Annotated in this window: 18 protein-coding genes; 5 read left to right on the top strand and 13 right to left on the bottom strand. The window is 72.8% G+C overall.

Annotated elements, in window-relative coordinates; translation table 11 throughout:
* Nucleotides 1-107: 107 nt before the first annotated feature.
* The 13 genes from pafA to prcB form a co-directional block, all read right to left on the bottom strand.
* Nucleotides 108-1,466: a Pup--protein ligase gene (pafA, locus tag ACOZ38_RS17740; RefSeq protein ID WP_262844541.1), complete on the bottom strand. Its 1,359-nt coding sequence runs from the start codon at nt 1,464-1,466 to the stop codon at nt 108-110.
* 157 nt (nt 1,467-1,623) lie between these two features.
* A complete protein-coding gene (locus ACOZ38_RS17735; RefSeq protein ID WP_424531911.1) occupies nt 1,624-3,336 on the bottom strand; it encodes a hydantoinase B/oxoprolinase family protein in 1,713 nt (570 codons plus the stop codon).
* Entirely contained in the window at nt 3,333-5,417 is a 2,085-nt protein-coding gene (locus ACOZ38_RS17730) for a hydantoinase/oxoprolinase family protein (protein ID WP_424531910.1), read from the bottom strand. Before ACOZ38_RS17730 ends, ACOZ38_RS17735 begins: the two co-directional genes overlap by 4 nt.
* A gap of 115 nt (nt 5,418-5,532) precedes the next feature.
* The gene (locus tag ACOZ38_RS17725) at nt 5,533-6,903 is read right to left on the bottom strand and encodes a helix-turn-helix domain-containing protein (RefSeq protein WP_424531909.1); all 1,371 of its coding nucleotides are present in this window, start codon (nt 6,901-6,903) and stop codon (nt 5,533-5,535) included.
* Nucleotides 6,887-7,822, bottom strand: a complete 936-nt coding sequence (locus tag ACOZ38_RS17720) for an ABC transporter ATP-binding protein (protein WP_424531908.1) — start codon at nt 7,820-7,822, stop codon at nt 6,887-6,889. The genes ACOZ38_RS17725 and ACOZ38_RS17720 overlap by 17 nt, the downstream gene beginning before the upstream one ends.
* Nucleotides 7,819-8,613, bottom strand: coding sequence for an ATP-binding cassette domain-containing protein (locus ACOZ38_RS17715; RefSeq protein WP_424531907.1), 795 nt, complete (start codon nt 8,611-8,613; stop codon nt 7,819-7,821). Before ACOZ38_RS17715 ends, ACOZ38_RS17720 begins: the two co-directional genes overlap by 4 nt.
* Before the next feature lie 43 nt (nt 8,614-8,656).
* Nucleotides 8,657-9,529 carry an ABC transporter permease gene (locus ACOZ38_RS17710; RefSeq protein WP_405148114.1) on the bottom strand — a complete coding sequence of 291 codons (873 nt, stop codon included), beginning with the start codon at nt 9,527-9,529 and terminating at the stop codon, nt 8,657-8,659.
* A 49-nt stretch (nt 9,530-9,578) separates the two neighbouring features.
* Nucleotides 9,579-10,595, bottom strand: coding sequence for an ABC transporter permease (locus tag ACOZ38_RS17705; RefSeq protein ID WP_405148112.1), 1,017 nt, complete (start codon nt 10,593-10,595; stop codon nt 9,579-9,581).
* A 3-nt stretch (nt 10,596-10,598) separates the two neighbouring features.
* The gene (locus tag ACOZ38_RS17700) at nt 10,599-12,215 is read right to left on the bottom strand and encodes an ABC transporter substrate-binding protein (RefSeq protein WP_424531904.1); all 1,617 of its coding nucleotides are present in this window, start codon (nt 12,213-12,215) and stop codon (nt 10,599-10,601) included.
* Nucleotides 12,216-12,228: 13 nt separating this feature from the next.
* The gene (locus tag ACOZ38_RS17695) at nt 12,229-13,758 is read right to left on the bottom strand and encodes a hydantoinase/oxoprolinase N-terminal domain-containing protein (RefSeq protein ID WP_424531903.1); all 1,530 of its coding nucleotides are present in this window, start codon (nt 13,756-13,758) and stop codon (nt 12,229-12,231) included.
* 28 nt (nt 13,759-13,786) lie between these two features.
* Nucleotides 13,787-14,857 (bottom strand): DUF917 domain-containing protein, encoded by a 1,071-nt coding sequence (locus ACOZ38_RS17690; protein ID WP_405148108.1) that lies wholly within the window; start codon nt 14,855-14,857, stop codon nt 13,787-13,789.
* Between the two features lie 216 nt (nt 14,858-15,073).
* On the bottom strand, nt 15,074-15,886 hold the full coding sequence (gene prcA, locus ACOZ38_RS17685) for a proteasome subunit alpha (protein WP_405148106.1): 813 nt from the start codon (nt 15,884-15,886) through the stop codon (nt 15,074-15,076).
* Nucleotides 15,887-15,925: 39 nt separating this feature from the next.
* On the bottom strand, nt 15,926-16,762 hold the full coding sequence (gene prcB, locus ACOZ38_RS17680) for a proteasome subunit beta (protein ID WP_424531901.1): 837 nt from the start codon (nt 16,760-16,762) through the stop codon (nt 15,926-15,928).
* Between the two features lie 217 nt (nt 16,763-16,979).
* Here prcB and ACOZ38_RS17675 point away from each other — a divergent pair, with 217 nt between their 5' ends.
* Genes ACOZ38_RS17675 through ACOZ38_RS17655 form a run of 5 tightly spaced genes read left to right on the top strand, consistent with a single transcriptional unit; the run spans nt 16,980 to nt 22,508 of the window.
* A complete protein-coding gene (locus tag ACOZ38_RS17675) occupies nt 16,980-18,353 on the top strand; it encodes an extracellular solute-binding protein (protein ID WP_424531900.1) in 1,374 nt (457 codons plus the stop codon).
* 57 nt (nt 18,354-18,410) lie between these two features.
* Nucleotides 18,411-19,340: a carbohydrate ABC transporter permease gene (locus ACOZ38_RS17670; protein WP_424531899.1), complete on the top strand. Its 930-nt coding sequence runs from the start codon at nt 18,411-18,413 to the stop codon at nt 19,338-19,340.
* A complete protein-coding gene (locus ACOZ38_RS17665) occupies nt 19,337-20,212 on the top strand; it encodes a carbohydrate ABC transporter permease (protein ID WP_424531897.1) in 876 nt (291 codons plus the stop codon). Before ACOZ38_RS17670 ends, ACOZ38_RS17665 begins: the two co-directional genes overlap by 4 nt.
* Nucleotides 20,209-21,273 carry an ABC transporter ATP-binding protein gene (locus ACOZ38_RS17660; protein ID WP_424531895.1) on the top strand — a complete coding sequence of 355 codons (1,065 nt, stop codon included), beginning with the start codon at nt 20,209-20,211 and terminating at the stop codon, nt 21,271-21,273. The genes ACOZ38_RS17665 and ACOZ38_RS17660 overlap by 4 nt, the downstream gene beginning before the upstream one ends.
* Nucleotides 21,270-22,508, top strand: a complete 1,239-nt coding sequence (locus ACOZ38_RS17655; RefSeq protein ID WP_424531894.1) for a CehA/McbA family metallohydrolase — start codon at nt 21,270-21,272, stop codon at nt 22,506-22,508. The genes ACOZ38_RS17660 and ACOZ38_RS17655 overlap by 4 nt, the downstream gene beginning before the upstream one ends.
* Nucleotides 22,509-22,511 lie beyond the last annotated feature (3 nt).

Here is a 22,511-nt window from a genome sequence, read left to right as displayed (position 1 = left end):
CCCGCTGCGGGCATGGATACGGGCGTAGCGCCCAGGTGGCCCGTGGCGAAACTTTCACCGGCGAAGGCCCCGGCCGGATCGTCGTGACGAACCGGCCGGGGCCTCGCTCACATGCCGGCGATCAGCTTGTCGACCCTCTCGTCCACGCTGCGGAAGGGGTCCTTGCACAGGACGGTGCGCTGGGCCTGGTCGTTCAGCTTGAGATGCACCCAGTCGACGGTGAAGTCGCGGCGCTTCTCCTGCGCCTTGCGGATGAACTCCCCGCGCAGCCGGGCCCGCGTGGTCTGCGGCGGCACCGACTTGGCCTCGAAGATCTTCAGATCGGACGCCACCCGCTCCACGGCGCCGCGCTTCTGCAGCAGGTAGAACAGGCCCCTCTTGCGGTGCACGTCGTGGTAGGCGAGGTCGAGCTGGGCGACCCTGGGCGAGGACAGCGGCAGGTCGTACTTGTTGCGGTAGCGCTCGATGAGCTGGTACTTCGTGACCCAGTCGATCTCGCGTGAGACCAGGTCGAGGTCTCCGGTCTCCACGGCCCGCAGGGTGCGCTCCCAGAGCTCCAGGACCCTGCGCGTGATCGCGTCGCCGCCGCGGCGGTCGACGAAGTCACGGGCCTTGGAGAGGTACTCCTGCTGGATCTCCAGGGAGGAGGCCTCCCTGCCGTTCGCCAGGCGCACGCGCCTGCGTCCGGTCATGTCGTGGGAGACCTCGCGGATCGCCCTTATGGGGTTCTCGAGGCTGAGGTCGCGCATGACCGTGCCGGCCTCCACCATGCGCAGCACCAGGTCGGTGGCCCCGACCTTGAGCAGCATGGTGGACTCGCTCATGTTGGAGTCGCCGACGATGACGTGGAGCCTGCGGAAGCGCTCGGCGTCGGCGTGGGGCTCGTCGCGGGTGTTGATGATCGGGCGCGACCGGGTGGTGGCGCTCGACACGCCCTCCCAGATGTGCTCGGCACGCTGGGAGACGCAGTAGACCGCGCCGCGCGGGGTCTGGAGCACCTTGCCGGCCCCGCAGATGATCTGCCGGGTCACGAGGAACGGGATCAGGACGTCGGCCAGCCTGCCGAACTCCCCGTGCCTGCCGACGAGGTAGTTCTCGTGGCAGCCGTAGGAGTTGCCCGCGGAGTCGGTGTTGTTCTTGAAAAGGTAGATGTCTCCAGCGATGCCTTCCTCGCGTAGCCGCTTCTCGGCGTCGACGAGCAGGCCTTCGAGGATGCGCTCCCCCGCCTTGTCGTGGGTGACGAGCTCCACGACGTTGTCACACTCGGGGGTGGCGTACTCAGGGTGGCTGCCCACGTCGAGATACAGGCGGGCACCGTTGCGGAGGAACACGTTGCTCGATCGGCCCCAGGACACGACTCTGCGGAAAAGGTACCGTGCCACCTCGTCGGGAGACAGCCTGCGCTGCCCCCTGAACGTGCAGGTGACGCCGTATTCGTTCTCCAAGCCGAAGATGCGACGATCCATCACATCACACTATGTCCCCGGGAGCCCGTAGGGGAGGGATCTTCTCCGGGTTTCCGGGTGAGCAGTCCGTGCCATCGCCCTCAGGTGACGAGAGGCCTACCCCGGAGGCGTGCGGATCTTCGCATCCTTGACGGTTCGCCCGCCGCCGACCGCCCGGTCATCCGAAGGCGTGGGGATGGTGGCGGCGGGCCTGCTCCTCGCTGACGTACCCCTCGCGCACGTCCTCGGCCACGGCCGCCGGGTCGCGCTCCGCCGGGTCGCCGTACCCGCCGCCCGAGCCGGTGCGCAGGTGGACCAGCGTGCCCTTCGGCAGGTGGATGCGGGTCTTGAGCGCGTGGTCCTCGGTGGTGCCGTCCGGGTACTCGACCGTGAGCCGGTTGGGCCGCCCCGCGAGGCCGCCGGCGAGCCCCCAGGGGGCGAGGGCGGTGCGGGCAAGGGCTGAGGTCAGGTACTGGTCCTCCAGGCAGCGGAAGGACAGGTCGAGCCCGAGCCCGCCCCGGTACCGTCCCGGGCCCCCCGAGTCCTCGGCCAGCGCGAGCCGCTCGATGCGCCAGGGGTTGCGTGCCTCCCACACCTCCGCGGGGGTGAAGCGGGTGGCGGACTCCGAGATGTACATGAGGGCGCTGGCCCCGTCCGCGAACGGCGAGGCGCCCTGCCCGACGGGGTGGGGCGCGCCGTCGGCCCACGGCGCGCCGCCGTCCTCGCGGTTGCCCCACCACACGAGCGCGTTGATGTCGCCGCCGCTCGCGGCGGGCACGATGGACGGCACGGCGGGGGCCAGCGCGCGGATGACCAGCTCGATCGCGTGGTCGGAGGGGATCCCGTACATGAAGCAGGGCGCGGGCCGCACCGGGTGGAAGAGCGAGCCCTCACGGGTGAGGACCTCAAGAGCCAGGAAGTGCCCCTCGTTGGGCTGCTCGCCCGCCCCCGCGAGGAACGCGATGGCGAGCCGGCAGGCCGCGACGGTGGAGGGCAGCGGGCAGTTGATCGGACCGGCCGCCTGGTCGGGGCAGTCGGTGAGGTCGACGACGATGCAGGACCCCTCGACGGTCACCTTCACCCCGAAGGGCACGGGGACCCCGCTGACCCCGTCGGAGTCGATCACGCTGGAGGCGGTGTACACGCCGTCGGGCAGCTTCTCGAACCAGCTCCGCACGAGCGCGTCGCCGTGGGCGTACATGCGGGCGACGCACTTCCTGAACGTCTCGACGCCGTGGCGCTCGACGATGGCGGACAGCGCCTCGGCCCCCGCCCTGGCCCCGGCGACCATGGCGTTGATGTCGCCGATCACCATGTCGGCCATCCGGCTGTTGGCGAGGATCATGCGGTACACGTCGGTGACCAGGCGCCCGGCGTCGTAGAGCTTGACGCCCGGGAAGATGGTGCCCTCCTGGTACACGTCCAGGGTGTCGGTGCAGTAGGGGTCCTTGCCGCCGATGTCGAGCCAGTGGGCCTTGATCGCCGAGTAGGCGACCAGCTCCCCCGCCACGAAGATCGGGACCACCATGGCGGCGTCCTGCGGGTGCGAGCCCGTGCCGTAGGGGTCGTTGTAGAGGATCACGTCGCCGGGGGCCAGGGCGCCGGGGCCGCCGACGCCTTCCACCGCCTCCCGCACGCAGAACCCCAGCGTGCCCATGAACGCGGGCAGCGTCGGGGCCTGGGCCAGCATGCCGAGGTCGTCGTCGTAGAAGGCGACCGCGAAGTCCAGGGCCTCGTAGATGATCGGCGAGAACGCGGTGCGCACCAGCGACCGCTTCATGTGGTCGGCCGCGGCGTTCAGCCCCTGCCGGACGATCTCGGTGGTGATCGGGTCGGCGCCGTCTCCTAGCCCGGGGTGGGGCTCGGCGAAGGTCGTCCTGACGATGGTCATCGGCTGCTCGCCTCCGTCCTCGCGGCGCCCTCGGCCGCCGCGATCCCACTGGGCGCGTTCCTGCTGATCAGGAGGCATCCGCTGGGGTGGGCCTCCACGGTGAACCCCTCGTCCACGTAGGTGGTCGCGGTGGGCTCGACGAGCACGAGCGGGCCCTCGGCAGGCCCGGCGAGCGCCGCGCGCGGCACGGCGCGGGTGGCGGCGAACGCGCGGCGCCTGAACGACCACAGCCGGATCTCCCGGCCCGGCTCCTCCTCGGCGGGGGGCGCGGGGACCAGCTCGTGCTCGGCCCTCATCGGGACGCGCAGGGTCGCACGGACCGTCACGACCTCGAGCGGGTCGGTCAGCTCGTGGCCGTAGGAGCGGTGGTAGGCGGTGGCGAACCGCTCCCTGATCATGGCCGCGTCGTCGCCCGGCTCGGCCCGCACGGTCAGCGTGTGCTCCTGGCCCCGGTAGCGCAGGTCCAGGTCCAGCTCCCGCACCGCCACGGCCTCCTCCGCGTCCTCAGGTACGGCCGCGGCGCCGTCGCGCTCGGCCAGCCGGGCGAACAGCGTGGCGGCCGTTCCCGCGATCTCCTCCAGGCCGGCGTCGTCGAGGGCGCGGACGAGAGTGCGGGCGGCGCTGCGGACGATGTCGGCCTGCATGAGCCCCACCGCCGAGAAGTTGCCGGCGTTGGGTGGCACGACGACCTGGTCCACGCCGAGCTCGTCGGCGAGCAGGCATCCGAACAGCGGCCCCGCGCCGCCGAAGGCGACGATGGCCGCGCTCCGGGGGTCGGCGCCCCGGTCGACGCTCACCCCGCGCACCGCCTGCGCCATGTGCGCGGCGGCGATCCTGACGACGCCCTCGGCGACCGCGTCGGTGCCCGCCAGCCCCGACGGCCCGGCGAGCGGCTTCAGTGCCTCCGCGGCCCGCTCGGCCGACAGCACGACGCCCCCGGACATCGGCCCGGGGATGATCATGCCGAGGTGGAGCGCGGCGTCGGTGACGGTCGGCTCGGCGCCGCCGCGCTGGTAGCAGGCGGGGCCCGGCACGGCGCCCGCGCTTCGCGGTCCCACGCGCAGGAGCCCGCCCACGTCGACGTAGGCGACCGATCCGCCGCCCGCGCCGACCGACCGCACGTCCGCCCAGGGGCTCTGCAGGGGAAGGCCCTCCACCTCGCCCTGGAAGAGCAGCGGGAGCCTGGCGTCCTCGATCAGGGCGGTGTCGAAGCTGGTGCCGCCCACGTCGGCGACGACGGCCGAGCGGATGCCGAGGGCCCGGGCGACGCGGGCGGTGGCCGCCGCCCCCGCGACCGGCCCGGACAGGATGGTCTCGAACGGCCGCGCGGCGGCCTCGGCCAGGGTGAACGCCCCGCCGCCCGAGCGGGTGACGAGCAGCCGCCCCGAGAACCCCCTGCGGTGCAGCTCGCGGTCGAGGTTGTGCAGGTAGGGGCCCATCCGCCGCCGTACGAACGCGTCGACCACGGTGGTGGTGGTGCGCTCGTACTCGCGGTACTCCCCCGACACCTCGTGCGACAGCGACACCTCTCCGGCGAACCCGGCCTCGCGCAGCAGGTCGCGGGCCCGCAGCTCGTGCGCCGGGTTGGCGTAGGCGTTGATCAGCACGACGGCGACGGCGTCCACTCCCTCGGCGCGGAAGACCTCGGCGGCGGCCAGGACATCGGCGGGCGCGAGGTCGCGCACCGTCGTCCCGTCGTGGGCGATCCGCTCCCGCGCCTCCCTGCGGAGCCTGCGCGGCACCAGGGGAGGCGGCGGGGTCCAGAACAGGTCGTACGGATCGTCCCGGTCGCCCCGCCGGATCTCAAGGACGTCCCTGAACCCCTCGGTGGTGATCAGGCCGACCGTCGCCCCGCGCCGCTCCAGCAGCGCGTTGAGCCCGACGGTGGTGCCGTGGACGAAGTAGGAGCAGCGCTCGAGCAGACCGGCGCCTGCCGCCGCGTCGACGGCGGCCAGCACCCCGATCTCGGGGGCCTCCGGCGTCGTCGGCCGCTTGGCCACCGTGATCTCACCGGTCTCGGCGTCGTACGAGACCAGGTCGGTGAACGTGCCGCCGACGTCGACCCCTATGACTGTGGACATGTCACGGAAGGTAGGGCCGTGTCCGGCCGGTGTCGATGTGTCCTCACAACGTTCCCCCGTAGGTTGTTGTCTCCACGGCACACCCCGGTCACGCGGGGCCTGGACGGCGTCCCGGTCATGGGCCCGCCTCGGTCACGACGTGGCAGGCGAGCTGGAGGGCGAAGCGCGTCTCGGTGTCCGACAGGTCGAGGTCGAGGACCTCGGCGATGCGGCGCACGCGGTGGGCGACGGCGTTCGGGTGCAGGTTGAGCAGCGCGGCGGCCTTGGTGCGCGAGCCCCAGGTGTCGAGGTAGGCCTTGAGCGTGGGCACGGCGTGCGGCGCGAGGACGCCCAGCCGGTCGAGGGGGGCCAGCATGTCGCGGGCGGCCATGAGCGCGCTGTCGCTCCCGGCCAGCTCGGCGAGCACCGCGTGGACTCCGAGCCGGTCGAAGGCCGCCGCCTCGCCGGGGCGAGCGTGCGCGGCCGCCGTCCTGGCCTGCGCGGCGGTCCGCCGGAGCCCTTCCGCGCCCTGCTGGCAGGTGCCGATCCCCGCCACGACGCCGGTGGGCAAGGACTTGGCGACCCGCGCCGCGTCGAGGACGTCCTCCGCGCGCGCCGGCCGCTCCTCGCAGGTGCGCACGAGCAGCAGGCCGTCCTGCCAGGGGGTGGCGAGCAGCGTGCCGCCCAGCTCCTCCTCCGCCCAGGGCGAGGGAGGCACGCCGGACTCCGTGCGGACGAACACCGCGACGTGCCAGCCGTCCACCGGCACGCCGGCGATCCTGGCCCGGCGCAGTGCGGCGGGCAGGTCCCTGGCGGGGGCGCGCACCAGTGCGAGGAGCGCGGCCGCACGCGCGGCCTCGGCGGCCCGCGCGGCGGCGCGCACCCGGCCGAGCATGGCGGCGACCACCCCGGCCACGATCGCGGCGGCCGGATCGTCATCGGCCCAGCGGACGTAGCCGTCGGCGCGGCCGTCCACGCGGATCACGGCCGAGGTGGCCGCGGACTCGGCCACCCCGGCGACCCCGTAGGCCACGCCGACCGCCTCGGAGGCGGCCCGCAGGATGACGTCCTCGCCCGCTCCGTCGACCGCGCCGAGCCGCTCCACCGCCTCCCTGGTGCGGCTCAGCAGGAGCCCCGGGTCGGACCGCACGACCTCTCTCAGGCCGAAGACCGTGTCGGACAGCGTCTGGTCGAAGGAGCCCGCCAGCACGGCCACACGCAACTTGCGGGCCAGCTCCACGATGGCGGGAGAGGTGCCGGAATGCCCGGGCAGCACCAGGGCGGCCAGCCCGCGCTCGCCGGCGGTGCGCAGCATCGCGGCCACCCCGAGGCCGGCCTGCATGGCGTTGCGCGACAGCACCGCGACCGCGCCCGCGGGGGCGCGCCGCAGCTCGCCCGGCTCGTCGACGATGACGACGCTCTCGACGGCGCGCGCGTCCCAGGGCCCGGCGACCAGCGTCAGCCGCCGCCCGGCGGGGGCCCGCAGCAGATCATTGACGTGGAGCAACCGTGAGGACCTCCTCCGCCCGGTGGCACGCCACGCGGCGCCCGCCGAGCGCTCGCGGCGCCGGGGCCTCGGCCGCGCACCGGTCCACGGCCAGCGGGCAGCGCAGCCGGAAGGCGCACCCGACCTCGGCGGGCGCCGCCTCGGTGCGCCCGGTGGCCGCCGGCGGCGGGCCGCCGATGCGGGGCACGGCGTCGCGCAGGGCGAGCGTGTACGGGTGGGCGGGACGCGTGAGCAGGTCGCGGGTGGGCCCGGACTCCACCACGCGGCCGGCGAACAGCACGTGCGAGGTGCGGCAGAGCCGGTCGACCACCGCCAGGTTGTGGGTGATCAGCAGGTAGGTGAGTCCCCGGCCGGCGCGCAGGGCCTGCAGCAGGTCCAGGACCCGGGCCTGCACGGTCACGTCCAGGGCGCTGGTCGGCTCGTCGAGCACCAGCAGCCGTGGCGCGACCGCCAGGGCGCGGGCGATGGCGGCGCGCTGCCGCTGCCCTCCGGAGATCTCGTGCGGCCTGCGCGCCGCCAGGCCGGGCTCCAGCCCCACGTCGTCCAGCAGCTCCGCCACCCGCACGCGGCGGGCCGCCCGGTCGAGCCGGTGGTGGGTGCTCAGCGCCTCGGCGATCGAGGAGCCGACCCGCATCCGGGGGTTGAGCGCCTCGCTGCCGTCCTGGAACACCGGCTGCACCGCGCCGCGGAACTCCGCCAGCTCGCCGCGCCTCATCGCGGCCAGGTCGCGCGAGCCGTACAGGACCCTGCCCGAGCGGGGCGTGAGCAGGCCGAGCAGGGCACGGGCCAGAGTGGTCTTGCCCGAGCCGCTCTCGCCGACCAGCCCGACGCCGCCCTCCTCGACGGCGAGGCTGACCTCGTGCACCACGGGCGTCCGCCCGTAGGCGAGCGTCACCTCCTCGGCGCTCAGCAGGCTCATCGCCCCACCTCCGGCAGCTCGGGGACCGCGGCGATCAGCTCGCGGGTGTAGGGGGCGCGGGGGCGGGCGAACACCTCGGCGGCGGGCCCGCTCTCGACCACCGTCCCCTCGCGCATGACCAGGACGTGGTCGGCGATGGCCGACACCAGCGCCAGGTCGTGCGATACCAGGAGCACGGCGAGGCCCCGCTCGTCGCGCAGGCGGCGCAGCACCCCGACCACCTCGGCCTGGACGGTGACGTCCAGCGCGCTGGTCGGCTCGTCGGCCACGATGACGTCGGCGCCGAGGGCGATGGCGAGCGCGATGGCGAACCGCTGGGCCTGCCCGCCGGAGACCTCGTGCGGGTAGCGGCGCAGGATCGCGCGGTCCAGCAGCACGGCGGCGACAGCGTCCTCGGCCCGCCGCGCGGCCTGCTCGCCCTTGACCCCGTGGCGGGCGAGGGCGCGGCGCAGCAGGGTGCCGAGGCGCATCGTCGGGGTGAGCGCGGCGCGGGGGGACTGCATGACCAGGGCCGCCCGCGCGCCGCGGATCTCCCGCAGCCGCCTCTCCGGGGCGCCGATCACGTCGGTTCCGCACACGACGATCTCGCCGGTGACCTCCGCGCCGTCCAGCAGGCCGAGAGTGGCCATCAGGGCGGTGGTCTTGCCCGAGCCGCTCTCGCCCACGATCGCGACGCACTGGCCGGGGGCGACGTCCAGGGCCGGGACGCTGGAGATCACCCGGTCGCCAATGCGGACGACCAGGTCGCGCACCCTGATGAGCGTCTCCGGGCCTTCGGGAGGGGCGCTCATCGGGGCCGTCCGGCGGGTTCGGGCAGGAGCTGGGGTGGGACGGTCATCGGGGCCGCCTGTGGGGGTCGAGTGCGGCGCGGAGTCCCTCGCCGAGCACGTTGAACGCGAACGCGGTCACCAGGATGGCCAGGCCGGGGAAGGTGACCACCCACCAGTCGGTGGTGAACAGGGTCTGCCCCTGCTCGACCATCAGGCCCCACTCCGCGGTGGGCTCGTGGGCGCCGAGCCCGAGGTAGGACAGGGCCGCGGCGGTGAGGATGACCCCGCCCCCGTCCAGGGAGAGCTGCACCAGCACGGGGGTGAGCGAGTTGGGCAGCACGTGCCGGAAGACGATCACCGGGGCGGGCACGCCGAGGCAGCGGGCGGAGTCCACGAAGCCCCGGCCCGCGACCGAGGCGGCCACCGAGGCGGTGAGCCGCGCGTACCAGGGCCACCAGGTCACCGCGATGGCCACGATCACGGTGGTGACCGAGGGCTGCAGCACCACCGCCAGGGCCAGCGACAGCAGCAGCGCGGGGAAGGCGAGGAACACGTCGGTGACCCGCATGATCACATCGCGCGCCCAGCCGCCCGCGTACCCGGCGACGACGCCGAGCGCGACTCCGGCGACGGCGGAGACGACGAGCACGGCGGCCGCGATGAACAGCGAGGTGCGGGCGCCGAAGAGCACCCGGCTCAGCACGTCCCGCCCGACCTGGTCGGTGCCGAACCAGTGGTCGGCGCCCGGCGGGAGCAGCGCCTCGGCGGGATGCGTCGCCGCCCCGCCGTCGTCGGGGAAGGGCGCGAGCCAGGGCGCCAGCAGCGCGGCGAGCACGATGAGGACCAGGATCACCAGGCCGGTGGCCGCGAGGACGTCGGCCCTGGCGAGGTCGCCCAGCCTGCGGAGGGGGGTGCGGCGAAGCGCGACCGAGGTCATCGGGTCCTCCCTGGCGTGGGTCCCGGTCCCGGGGCGGGGGGCGGCGCGGTCATCGGGTCCTCGCTCTCGGGTCGATGACGCCTTGGAGGAGGTCGACCACGAGGTTGGCCAGCACGTACAGCAGGGCCACCAGCAGGGTGACGCCCGCGATCGCGGGGGTGTCCAGCGACCTGATCGAGTCGGCGGCGTACCGCCCGAGGCCGGGCCAGTTGAACACCGCCTCCACCAGGAAGCCGTTGACGACCGCGTAGGCGAACACCAGCGCGATCAGGGAGAGCACCGGGTTGAGCGCGGGCCGGAGGGCGAAGCGGGTCAGCACCGAGGTCTCGCCGAACCCGAGGGCGCGCGCCAGGCGGGTGTGGTCCTGCCCGGCCTCCTCGATGAGCGCGGCGCGGGTCATCTGGGCGATCAGGCCGGTGGGGTAGGCGGCCACCACCAGCGCGGGCAGCACCAGGTGGGCGAGCGTGCTGCCGAGGATCGGCCAGTTGCCGGTGATGGCCGCGTCCACGACGGTGATGTTGGTGTACACGTGCAGCGGGCTGGTGGAGTCGAGCGCGTTGTCGTACTCGCCCGCGACGGGGAACCACGCGAGGTTGCTGGCGAACACGGTCTGCACCGCGAGGGCCAGCCAGAACACCGGCACCGAGACGGCCAGCACGGACGACACCCGCACGGTCAGGTCAGGCCCCCTGCCCCGGAAGCGCGCGGCCAGCCCGCCGAGCGGGATGCCCACCACCACCGCCATGACCAGCGCGGTGCCGACGAGCTCCAGCGAGGCGGGGAACGCCGTGGCCAGGTCCTGGGCGACCGGCTGCCGGGTGTGCAGGCTGGTGCCCCAGTCGCCCGCGAACAGGTCGCGGACGTAGTTCAGGAGCTGCGCCGGGGGCGAGTCGTCCAGGCCGAACCGCGCGCGGGCCGCGGCGAGCTCGGCGGGGCTCGCCTTGGGCCCGGCGTAGGCCACCGCCGGGTCACCCGGCACCAGCCGGGTGACGACGAAGGTGAGCGCGATCACCCCGGCCACGACCAGCGCGGCCTGGCCGAGGCGATGGGCGAGGTAGCGGACCACCCGTTACGCGCCGGCCGTCAGGTCGTGGACGAAGACGACGTTCGGGTAGGCCGGGTTGTCGGTGTACCCCTGGACGCCCTTGGCGTACGCGCGCTGGTAGTTCTGGGTGAACAGCACGGCGACGGCGGCCTGGTCGTCGACGATCCTGTTCTGCAGGTCGGCGTAGGCCTTCTCGGCGGCGGCCTGGTCGGTCGCGGTCAGCGCGGGAAGGCTGTCGATCTGGCCGTCCACCTGGTCGTCCTTCAGGTACGACAGGTTGAACGCGGGCTTGTCGGAGCCGCGGAAGACGTTGACGAACCAGGAGTAGGCGTCGGCGTAGTCCGGGTACCAGTACATGACGAAGATGTCCTGGCGCTTGGCGGGGTCCGCGGACTTGCCCTGGTCCCACTGGGTGTTCCACTGCAGCGGCTTGGCCTCGAGCTTGACGTTCAGCTTGTCCAGGGCCGAGCCGAGCAGGGTGGCGAGCAGCTGCTGGTCGCCGTCGCCCTGCGCGTAGGTCATGGTGAGCGTCAGCGGCTTGCCGCCCGGCCCGTAGCCCGCCTCCTTCAGCAGCGACTCGGCCCCCGCGAGGTCCTGCACGGGCTCGCGCCCCGGCGTGTGGCCGAGCAGGCCCTCGGGCACCAGGCCGCTGGCCTTGACCCCCGAGCCCTTGAGCGCGGCGACCAGGCCGTCGTAGTCGATGGCCTTCTGCACCGCTTTGCGAAGCCGCACGTCCTTCAGCGGGCCGCTCTCGGTGTTGAACAGCGCGAGCAGGTTCTGGAACGAGGGGGTCTGCGAGGTCTGCGCGCCCTGGCCGCCCGCCTGGGCGAACAGCTGCGGGTTCAGCCGCTGGACGAAGTTGACCTCACCGCGCTGCAGGAGCTGCCAGGCGGTGGTCAGCTCGGGCGTGACACGGAACTCCACCCGCTTGTAGCGGGAGCCCGCCCAGCCGCCCCAGTAACCGTCGAAGGCCTTGAGGGTCAGCTCGGTCTCCCGGCCCTTCTGCCAGGTGTCGACCGTGTAGGGCCCCGACCCCGCGTCGTGCCCCTCGCCGAACCACTTCTTCAGGTCGGGGGCGGCGGTGGTGTCGTAGACGTAGGCCCCGTAGTCGGAGGAGGCGACCAGGTCGAGCGGCGTCGCGTACTTGAGCTTGAACTCCACCGTGGTGGTGTTCACGGCCGTGACCGACTCCACCGAGTCCCAGATGTACGCGGGGCCGCCGGCCTCCTTCTTGGTGCGCTCGACCGACGCCTTCACGGCGGCGGCGTCCACGGGCTTGCCGGTGTGGAACGTCGCGCCGGGCCGCAGGGTGAAGGTCCAGGTCTTGCCGTCGCCCGAGGAGGTCCACGAGGTGGCGAGCCTCGGCTCCGCCTTCTTGGCCCGCGGGTCGTAGCGGGTGAGCGACTCGTAGATGTTCTCCATCGCGATGATCTCGTTGGAGTACGAGGTCGCGGGGTCCCAGTCGGTCACCACGTCGAGGTTGGGGACGTAGACGAAGGTCGCGTTCGCCGCGCCGCCCGCCGAGCCCGCCTGCGGGGTGTTCTGCGTACCCCTTACCTGGCCGCCTCCGCAGGCCGCGGCGGTGAGTGCCACCGAGCCCGCGGCCGTGAGGACGGCCAGGCTCCTGTGCCAGCGCATCATGGGGTCCTTTCTGTCAGATCAGGGGTCCGGCGGCCTTGACGTGGACGCGCACGGCCGGCTCGGGCAGGTAGCTGAGGGGGACCTCGGTGAGCTCGACGATCTCGACCCGTCCCGAGTCGGCTCCGGCCGCCACGGCCCGCGCGGCGGCCTCCTCCTTGGCCCGCTCGACGGCGGCGGCCCGTCCCGCGCCCGCGGGGGCGATGGTCTCGAACCGGCCGCTGGCCAGGGCGATGGCCGCGCCGACGGCGTTGGCGACTGCGGCGTCGGCGGGGCGGATGACCTCGCTGACGCCGGGCACCGAGCCGGGCAGGATGAACGCGCCGCCGCCCACGGCGATGAGCGGGCGGTCGGCCTTGCCGAGCGCGATCCGGTCGACCGCGTCGATCACCATCTCGTCGGCGAGCCGCACGGCGCGGCTCAGCCGCTCCGAGGCCGCCACCGGGCGGGTGCCGACCGTGCCACGACCGGCGGCGACCGCGGCGTCGGTCATGGTCGGGGTCGGGCCGCCGAAGGCGAGCGCCTCCTCGGTGATGCGGTAGCCGACCGAGCGGGGGCCGAGGCCCTCGCCGACCACGGTGCCGCCGCCGAGTGCGACCGACAGGATGTCGGGCATCCGGAAGTTGGTGGTGACCCCGCCGATCTCCACGGCCGCCGCGGACTCGCGGGGGAAGCCGCCGGACAGCACGCCGAGGTCGGTGGAGGTGCCGCCGACGTCGGCGACGATCGCGTCGCTCACGCCGGAGAGGAACGCGGCGCCGCGCAGGGAGTTGGCCGGCCCCGAGCCGATGGTCAGCACCGGGTAGCGGGCGGCGTAGTCCACGGCCATGAGCGTGCCGTCGTTCTGGGCGAAGAACGTCTCGACGGCGAGGCCCCGCTCGTCCAGCGCCTGCCGCAGCCCCCCGGTGACGTCGCGGGCGACGCCGTACAGGGCGGCGTTGAGCACGGTCGCGTTCTCGCGCTCCAGCAGGCCGAGCGAGCCGATCTCGTGGCTGAGGCTGATCGCGACCTTCTCGCCGAGCTCGGCCAGGACGATCTCGGCCACCTGCTTCTCCTGCTCGGCGCTCGCCGGGCTGAAGACGCCCGTGACGGCCACCGCCTCGACGGGGACGCCGTCGCGTGGCTCGTTCAGGAAGCGTTTGACGGCGTCGGTGTCCAGGGGGGCGATGGGGCGGCCGTCCACGAAGTAGCCGCCGCGCACGATGACGGCTCCCGCCGCGACGGCCCGGCGCAGGTCGGCCGGCCAGTCGGAGAGCGGCGGGATGGAGGTGGTGGCGGGGGCGCCGAGGCGGACGACCGCGACCCTGCCGAGGGAGCGACGCTCCAGGATCGCGTTGGTGGCGTGGGTGGTGCCGAGCATCACCCGGGACACCTCGCCAGAGCGCTCGCCGAGCTCGTCGAGGACGGCCGCCAGGGCGGCGCGCAGGCCGCCGGTGATGTCCGCGCTGGTGGGCCTCTTGGCCCGGGCGACGATGCGGTCGGCCTCGTCCAGGACGGCGGCGTCGGTGTTGGTCCCGCCGACGTCGATGCCGATGCGGAGGGTCATCGGGCGGACTTCCCGCCGGTGCCGGTGGTCATACGGCTGTCTCCTCCACGGGGACGTAGTCGAGGTCGTAACCGAAGGCCCGCGGGCCCGCGGTGCGCAGTCCCATCGGGGTGCGCCACAGGGGGTCGCAGGGCCACGCGAGGACGCTCACGCGCTGGCCGTACCTGAGCGCCTCGGTCTGCACGGCGGTGGCGGTCTGGCTGTCGACCACGCTGATCAGGTCGGGGACCATGGCGAGCGCCCTGCCCCGCTCGAAGGCGACGAGGTTCTCGTTCTGGATCTCCAGGGTGAGCGTGCGGCCCCGGTCGTCGCCGACGCCCTCGACGGTGACCGTGCCGCGCACGAACCCGCCCGAGGTGTGCCGGGCGACGTCGGTGACCTTGCCGCCGATCAGCCGCCTGGCCTCAAGCGCCTCCTGGAGCGCGGCCAGGGGGTCGGCGGCGTTCTCGGTGGCGCGCCCGACCGTGATGGCGCGGGTCACGGTGTCCTCGATGACGGCTCCGCGCGCCTCGCGCGCCGTGAGCACGTAGTCGGCCATGAGCGCGCTGGATCCGGCGGCGACGCAGACGGCGCGGGCGATCTGCTCGGCCCACAGCCCGTCGACCGGCCTGATGGTGACCACGTTGCCGACGACGTCCGTCATGATCACCACGTTGGCGGGCAGCCCCGCTACGTACATGGAGACCATCTGGACCTCGGGGAAGGCCCTGCCCATGCCGTCGGCGTCCAGCAGCGGCACCCCGAGGCGCGCGGCCCAGGCGACGGGGGCGACGCCGTTGCCTCCCCCGATCTCCGAGGACATCACCGCGGCGGGCGGGCGGCCGAAGATGCGCTCGATCTCGTCGCGGATGCGGTCGGGCTCGGCCTCGGCGTGGATCATCTCGTGGCTGACGGTCGGCGCGCCGATGCCGGAGAGGGGGACCACGAGATCATCTTCGGCGAGATCCGCGAGCGTGACCAGAGGCACTTCCCCGTGCTCCCTGATCGCCCTGCGGGCCGCGAGCGCCCCGGCCCGGACGTCACCGCCGCCTCCGGTGCCGAGCACGGCACAGCCCCGCGCGAGCGGTGCGACGTCGTCCAGCGTTATGGCTGCCTGCATGGCGAGAGCATGGTGCAATTAGGACATTCCCCTCAATGTCGTCGCATAATATGACATCCGGATTTGTTGTCACCAGACGACAATGAGGGGCTCCGCTTACCCGGGCGTAACGGCTCGTCGCGGTTCCCTCGTGCGGGGCCGGAAACGGCTCGTCCCGGCCCCCTCACGTACGGGGACCGGGACGGAAGCAGGACCGATGAGACCTCGGCGGCCGGCTCAGCCGCCTGAGCCGTCGTCGATGTCGCCCTCGGGAGCGGTGGCCGCCGAGTCGCCCGGCGACCCGTTCAGCGCGCCGCTCACGTCGTCGGCCTGCGGCGTGGAACCCGCGGGCGGCTTCTCGGCCGGCGAGGTGCCGGCGAGCAGCCGCTCCAGGCGCGGGCCGGTGAGCCGCTGGAACTTGCGGTGCTCCCTGGTGCGGTCGAGCACCGCGACCTCCAGCTGCGTGACCGGCGGGCGCTCGCCGCCGGGCTCGGTCAGGGCCCCGAGCGCGGCGTCCAAGGCCTCGGGCAGCGTCATGCCCTCGGAGAAACGCTCCTTCAGGCGGCCCGCGACCGCGTCGGCCACCCCGCCCATGACCACGAAACCGTGCTCGTCGGCGACCGAGCCGTCGAAGGTGAGCCGGTAGATCTGGTCGTCCTCGGGCGCGTCACCGACCTCGGCGACGACGATCTCCACCTCGTACGGCTTGCGCGACTCGGTGAAGACCATGCCGAGCGACTGCGCGTAGAGGTTGGCCAGCCCGCGGGCGGTGACGTCGCTGCGGTCGTAGGTGTAGCCGTTGATGTCGGCGTAGCGGATGCCGCCCAGCCGCAGCGCCTCGAACTCGTTGTACTTGCCGACGGCGGCGAAGCCGATGCGGTCGTAGATCTCACTGATCTTGTGCAGTGCCCGGGAGGCGTTGGGGGCGACGAACAGAATGCCGTTCTCGTACTGCAGCACCACGACGCTGCGGCCGCGCGCGATGCCCTTCCGCGCGAAATCGGCCTTGTCCCGCATCTCCTGTTCGGGGGACACATATCCAAAGGGCATGGACACCGGTGGTGATCCTCTCGTGGCCGTGGGTGGTGACTAGCGCAGCGGGGCGGTGGGCCCGTCGGGGTTGGTCATGCGGGCATCGAGCACCTGCCGGACGTACCCCTCGACCTCCTCGTCGGTCAGGCGGCGGAAGCCCTCGTCGGTGATCACCGCGACCAGCGGCCAGATCTTGCGGGTGACGTCGGGCCCGCCGGTCGCCGAGTCGTCGTCCGCGGCGTCGTAGAGCGACTGGATGCACGTGAGCACCGTCTCCTCGGCGGTGGCGCCCTCGCGGTAGAGCTTCTTGAGGGCGCCGCGCGCGAACAGCGAGCCCGAGCCGATCGAGGCGTAGTTGGTCTGCTCGTACGGACCGCCGCCGACGTCGTAGGAGAAGATGCGGCCCGCGTCGCGGGTCTCGTCGTAGGCGGCGAACAGCGGCACCACGACCATGCCCTGCATCGCCATCGGCAGATTGCCCCGGATCATGGTGGCGAGCCGGTTGGCCTTGCCCTCGACCGAGAGCTCGCGGCCCTCGCGCTTCTCGTAGTGCTCCAGCTCGACCTGGTAGAGCCGGGCTATCTCGATACCCGTGCTCGCCGTTCCCGCGATGCCCATGCAGGAGTAGTCGTCGGTGCGGAAGACCTTCTCCATGTCCTTCTGGGAGATGTAGTTCCCCGAGGTGGCCCGCCGGTCGCCGGCCATGACCACGCCGCCGGCGAAGTTCACCGCGACGATCGTGGTCGCGTGCGGGATCAGGTCACCGACGGAGGCCGCCATCGAGTCGAATCTCCCCGGGAGGAGCCCTGGAGCATAGGACCCCACGAACTCGGTGAACGACGTCGATCCGGTGTCCAGGAACAGGTTGTTCGTCCAGCCCCGCTCTGCTGCCACGCGACTCCCTCCCAAGTGCTTTCGGCTTCTACGCCGACCCTACTCGTGGTGCTGTCGTGGTTGCACTTCCCACGATCAGCTCAGCGCGAACCGCTTTCGCCCATCGAGCCTCATCTTCCCCAAAAATAATCTTTACGGATCAGACCGGCCATGTAATTGTCGAGTTGTCGTGACATGTAAACAGGTATGCCTCCATCCCCCCTAGGGGAGGTCCCCCGTGACACCTACACGAACCCTCGCCGCGCTGGCCGCCACCGCGCTGACCCTCACCGCGTGCGGCTCCGGAGGATCCTCCGGCAACGGCGGCACCACTCTGACGATCACCGCGAACGCCATCTCGGGCGGGAAGAACGCGGCGACGGCCGACTGGACCAAGAACTGGCTGATCCCGAAGTTCGAAGAGGCACAGAAGGCCAAGGGCAAGAGCGTCCACGTGCTGTTCCAGCCGAACGGCGTGGACGACGAGCAGTACAAGACCAAGATCGCGCTGGACCTGAAGTCCCGTACCGGCGCGGACGTGATCGACCTGGACGGCATCTGGGTCGGCGAGTTCGCCCAGGCGGGGTACGTCAAGCCGCTGGTGGATACCGCGGGCCCCGAGGTCGGGCAGTGGGACGGCTGGAGCCAGATCCCCGAGGCGGTCCAGGGCCTCGGGATCTTCGAGGGCAAGAAGTACGGGCTGCCGCAGGGCACCGACGGGCGGGTGCTGTTCTTCAACAAGACCCTGTTCGCCAAGGCCGGGCTGCCCGCCGACTGGCAGCCGAAGAGCTGGCAGGACATCATCGACGCGGGCACGGCACTCAAGAAGGCGGGGGTCCGGACGCCCGTCCAGATCAACGCGGGCACCGCGATGGGCGAGGCCACCGCCATGCAGGGGGCGCTTCCGCTGCTCGCCGGCACCGGCTCCGAGATCTTCTCCGGCGGCAAGTGGACGGGCGCCTCGCAGGCGGTCAAGGACGTGCTGGGCTTCTACCGGCAGATCTACACGACCGGCCTCGGCGACCCCCGGCTGCAGCAGGAGGCCAAGGGGCGCGACAAGTCCTTCCAGGAGTTCGCCGACGGCAAGATCGGCATCCTGGCGGAGGGCGACTACTTCTGGCGCGCCGTCATCGAGCCGAAGGCCGGGGTCGCGCCCATGCCCGACCGCGACAAGGTCGTCGGCTACGCCCTCATCCCGGCAAAGCAGCCGGGGGCCGGGGTGCGCGGCCAGGACTTCGTCAGCATGTCCGGCGGCGCCGTGCGGGTGCTCAACCCGAACTCCAAGAACCCCAAGCTCGCCTGGGAGCTGCTGGCGTTCATGCACTCGGCCGAGGCGACCAAGGCGGGCCTGGCGGGCGAGGCGAGGATCACCTCGCGCACCGACGTGAACGAGGAGGTCCTCGCCGCCGACCCGATGCTGGGCTTCGTCTCGGAGAAGGTGCTCCCGATCACCTCCTTCCGCCCGGGACTCGCGGTCTACCCGCAGGTCTCGGTGGCCTTCCAGGAGGCGACCGCCGACATCGTGGCCGGCAAGCCCGTCGAGGAGGCCGCCGCCGCGTACGAGAGGAAACTCGAATCCCTGGTAGGCGGCCCCTCGAACGTCTCCCAGTGAACGATCGCCCCAAGGTGAAGCGCGTGCGTGTGAGGCCGCCGGCTCAAAGGCGGCCTCATGCCGCGCGAGCGAAGCGAGCGCCATGAGCACGAAGCGAGCGCCATGAGCACGGACGCGGCCGGGCTTGGGAGGGCGAGGGCGGTCGGGTTCGTACTGCCGGCCCTGGTGGTGGCCGGGGTGTTCCTGATCTTCCCGGCGCTCTGGACGATCTATCTCGGCCTCACCGACTTCCGGCTCACCGGGCTCGCGGCGGCCGATCCCCGGGTCGTGGGCCTGGAGAACTACACCACGGCGCTCGGGGACGAGCGGTTCCACACCTCACTGTGGCTGACCGTCCAGTTCGTGCTCGGCTCGGGGGTCGTCGGCCAGGCGGGGCTGGGATTCTCGATCGCCTGGGCCCTGCGCAACCGGACCGGCCCGGTCAAGCGGGTGGTCGAGGGCCTGGTGCTGCTCGCCTGGATCCTGCCCTCCTCGGTCGTGGCGTTCCTGTGGATCGCCCTGCTCGACCGCGACCAGGGCACGCTGAACGCCCTGCTGCACACTCCCGGGTTCGCCTGGCTGCTGGACCACCCCATGCCGTCGATCATCGTCTTCAACGTCTGGCGCGGCACCGCGTTCTCGATGATGCTGTACGGCGCCGCGCTGGAGAACGTGCCCCCCTCGCACCTGGAGACCGCCAGGCTCGCCGGGGCCTCGACGTTCCAGCAACTGCGCGACGTGGTGTTCCCGAGGATCAGGGGGCACATGCTGACCAACCTGCTGCTGATCAGCCTGTGGACGTTCAACGACTTCACGAGCTTCCAGATCACGGCCGGCGGGCCCGAGGGCCGGTCGGAGATCCTGCCGGTCTACATCTACGACGTGGCACTCGGCGCCGGGCGGCTCGGCTTCGGCGCCGCGGTGTCGTTCCTGGTGCTGCTCGTCAACCTGGTGCTGGCGCTGGTGTACCTGCGCCTGCTCCGCGGACGCAGGGGGGTGGCGTCGTGAGCGTGCGAGATCGCGGCGCGGCCGGGACGCCTGCCGTGACGGTCGCGGGCGAGCGGGCGCGCCACGCGGTGGCGGCGATCGGGCGGGCGACGTTCCTCGCGCTCGTGGCGGGGTTCTTCGCGCTGCCGCTGCTGTGGCTGGCCACCGCCCCGTTCGACGCCCATCCGGCGATCACCGCGTCGGTCCCCGCGTTCACCCTGGACAACTTCAGGGCGCTGCTGGACAACCCGTACGTGCTCAGCTCGCTCGGCAACTCCGTGCTCCAAGCGGCGGCCAGCGCGGCGCTGGTGGTGGTGCTGGCGGCGCTGGCCGCGTACGCGCTGTCCCGGGTGCGCGTCCCGGGCAGGGACGCCCTGCTGTACGTCCTGCTGCTGCTGTCGTCTGTGGTCACCGGCACCGCCGCCATGGTGCCGATCTTCGAGCTGGCCACCCGGCTCAACCTGGTCGACACCCACCTCGGCGTCGTGCTCACGCTGTCCGGGGGGCTGCTCCCGGCCGCGATCTTCATCCTGAAGGACTTCATGGACGGCACGCCCACCTCCTACGAAGAGTCGGCCCGGGTGTTCGGCGCGAGCCCGCTGCAGATCCTGCGGCACATCGTGGTCCCGGTGATCCGCCCGGGCCTCGCCACGATCGCGGTGTGGGCGGTCGCCTCGGTGTGGGGCAGCTTCCTGACGCCCTTCATCCTGCTGCGGGACCCGGAGAAGTCCCCCGGCGCGGTGATCCTCTACACCCTCTACACCGAGGGCGGCTCGCCGCGCCTCGACCTGATCTCGACGTTCTCGCTGCTCTACTCCCTTCCCGTCGTCCTCATGTACGTCTTCGTCAGCCGCAGGTACGGCTTCCGCTTCCACGGAGGGATCAAACGGTGATCTCGCTGCACGGCCTGACCAAGGAGTTCGCCGGCGGCGTCCGGGCGGTCGACTCCCTCGACCTGGAGATCGCCGACGGCGAGTTCTTCGCGCTGCTCGGCCCGTCGGGGTGCGGCAAGACCACCCTGCTGCGGACCATCGCCGGCCTGGAGACCCCCACGTCGGGAGACATCGTGATCGGCGGAGCCGACGTGACCGGGCTGCCCCCTGGCAGACGCGACGTCGCCATGGTCTTCCAGGACTACGCGTTGTTCCCGCACATGGACGTCACCGCGAACATCGCCTACCCGCTGCGGATCAAGAAGGTGCCGCGCGCCGAGCGCGAGGCCAAGGCGGCCGAGACGGCCGCGAGGCTCAGCCTCTCTGAGCTGCTCGCGCGCAGGCCCGCCCAGCTCTCCGGCGGCCAGCAGCAGCGGGTGGCCCTGGCCAGGGCCATCGCCTGCCACCCCACGGTGTTCCTGTTCGACGAGCCGCTCTCCAACCTGGACGCCCGGATGCGCCTGGAGGCGAGGACCTTCCTCAAGCGCCTGCAGCGGGAGCTCGCGGTCACCACGGTGTTCGTCACCCACGACCAGGCCGAGGCGCTGGCCATGGCCGACCGGATCGCGGTCATGTCCGCCGGGCGGATCACCCAGGTCGGCACCCCCTCGGAGGTGTTCCAGCGGCCGGCGAGCACCTTCGTCGCCTCCTTCATCGGCTCCACGCCGATGAACCTGCTGCCCGGCGTCGCGAAGGGCGGCGCGCTGCGGGTGGCCGGGGCCGTGCTGCCCATGCCGCCGGGCGTCGCCGACGGCGAGGAGATCGTGTACGGGCTGCGCCCCGAGTACATGGACCTGTCGCCGTCCCCCAGGCAGGATGCCTTCGCCGGGCACGTCTCGGTGGTGGAGAACCTGGGCACCTCCTATCTCGTGACCCTCGAAGTGGCATCGGAGGAGGGCGACCGCCTGGTCCAGGCCGTCGTCCCGGAGGACGCCGAGCCCGCGCGGGGCGACCCCGCCTGGGCCGTCCCCCGCCATGCCCGCGCCCTGGTCTACCGCGACGGCGAGCTGGTGGTCCCGTGAGCGCCGCCGCGCCGATCAGGATGAGCGGGCGGTGGACCCTCGACGACCGGCTGGCCGAGCAGGTCCACGCGGTGCCCGTCGAGCTCCCGCCCGGCACCCGCGCGTTCACCGTGGAGCTGTCCTACGACCGCTCGTCGGGCGTGCTCGACCTCGGGTGCGAGGGCCCGGCGGGCTTCCGCGGCTGGTCGGGCGGCGCGCGTTCCCGCTACACGATCGCGCCCGGGTGGGCCACGCCCGGCTACCTGCCCGGAGAGCCCGAGGCGGGCGTCTGGCGGGTGCTGCTCGGGCTCTACCGCATCCCGTTCGCGGGCCTGCCGTACGAGCTCACCGTCACCCCCCACGCCACTCCCCCGCCCGGCCCCGGCTCCCCTCCCCTGCCCGGGCCGCCTGCTCCGTCCTCCGCCGTCGTGCCCGCCTCGGCACTGCGGGGACTTCCTGAGCTGGACGGCCGACGCTGGCGGGCCGGGGAGCTGCACTCCCACACCGTGCACTCCGACGGCTCCCTGACCGTGGCCGAGCTCGCGCTCCTGGCCCGCTCCGAGGGCCTGGACTTCCTGGCCGTCACCGACCACAACACCGTCAGCCACCACGCCGAACTGCCCGGGGTGGCCTCGGCCGCCGGGATCACGCTGATCCCCGGTCAGGAGGTCACGACCGACCTCGGCCACGCGAACGCCTTCGGCGACCTCGGCTGGATCGACTTCCGCGAGCCCCCGGACGCCTGGGCGCGAGCCGTACGGGAGGGGGGCGGCCTGCTGTCGGTCAACCATCCCCTGGCCGCCGACTGCGCGTGGCGGCACCCGTTCACCGAGCGCCCCCGCACGGCCGAGATCTGGCACTCGGGCTGGTGGGACCGCACCTGGGGGGCGCCCCTGTCGTGGGCGCAGGCCTGGCGCGACGACCTGGTCTTCGTCGGCGGCGGCGACTACCACCGGCCAGAGGAGAACCACCCGCCCGGCGCCCCCTGCACCTGGGTGCTCGCCGAGGGGCACGGCGCGGGTCCCGCGATCGTGGAGGGCGTACGCGCCGGGCGCACCGCCGTCTCGGCCGGCCCCCTCGGGCCACTGCTGCTGCGGCACGGGGACGAGTTCCTGGTGCTCGGCGGCGACGGGCTCGTCCTGTGGGGCCCCGAGCACCGGTCGGTGATCCGCGGCGACCGCGTGACCCTGCCCGCCCGCCCCGGCCCGCACCGGCTGGAGACCACACGGAACGAGGTCATGGCCCTGTGCACCTGACCT

It is taken from the genome of Sphaerisporangium viridialbum, assembly GCF_049674955.1.
GTDB lineage: Bacteria > Actinomycetota > Actinomycetes > Streptosporangiales > Streptosporangiaceae > Sphaerisporangium > Sphaerisporangium viridialbum.
Note: the sequence above shows the minus strand (reverse complement) of the source record. Positions and strands in the feature narration are given on the sequence as shown.

Excerpts from the sequence above, each read along its gene's own strand:
- pafA (WP_262844541.1), bottom strand. The coding sequence starts at position 1,466 with ATGGATCGTCGCATCTTCGGCTTGGAGAACGAATACGGCGTCACCTGC.
- ACOZ38_RS17735 (WP_424531911.1), bottom strand. The coding sequence starts at position 3,336 with ATGACCATCGTCAGGACGACCTTCGCCGAGCCCCACCCCGGGCTAGGA.
- ACOZ38_RS17730 (WP_424531910.1), bottom strand. The coding sequence starts at position 5,417 with ATGTCCACAGTCATAGGGGTCGACGTCGGCGGCACGTTCACCGACCTG.
- ACOZ38_RS17720 (WP_424531908.1), bottom strand. The coding sequence starts at position 7,822 with ATGAGCCTGCTGAGCGCCGAGGAGGTGACGCTCGCCTACGGGCGGACG.
- ACOZ38_RS17715 (WP_424531907.1), bottom strand. The coding sequence starts at position 8,613 with ATGAGCGCCCCTCCCGAAGGCCCGGAGACGCTCATCAGGGTGCGCGAC.
- ACOZ38_RS17710 (WP_405148114.1), bottom strand. The coding sequence starts at position 9,529 with ATGACCTCGGTCGCGCTTCGCCGCACCCCCCTCCGCAGGCTGGGCGAC.
- ACOZ38_RS17700 (WP_424531904.1), bottom strand. The coding sequence starts at position 12,215 with ATGATGCGCTGGCACAGGAGCCTGGCCGTCCTCACGGCCGCGGGCTCG.
- ACOZ38_RS17695 (WP_424531903.1), bottom strand. The coding sequence starts at position 13,758 with ATGACCCTCCGCATCGGCATCGACGTCGGCGGGACCAACACCGACGCC.
- ACOZ38_RS17690 (WP_405148108.1), bottom strand. The coding sequence starts at position 14,857 with ATGCAGGCAGCCATAACGCTGGACGACGTCGCACCGCTCGCGCGGGGC.
- prcA (WP_405148106.1), bottom strand. The coding sequence starts at position 15,886 with ATGCCCTTTGGATATGTGTCCCCCGAACAGGAGATGCGGGACAAGGCC.
- ACOZ38_RS17670 (WP_424531899.1), top strand. The coding sequence starts at position 18,411 with ATGCCGCGCGAGCGAAGCGAGCGCCATGAGCACGAAGCGAGCGCCATG.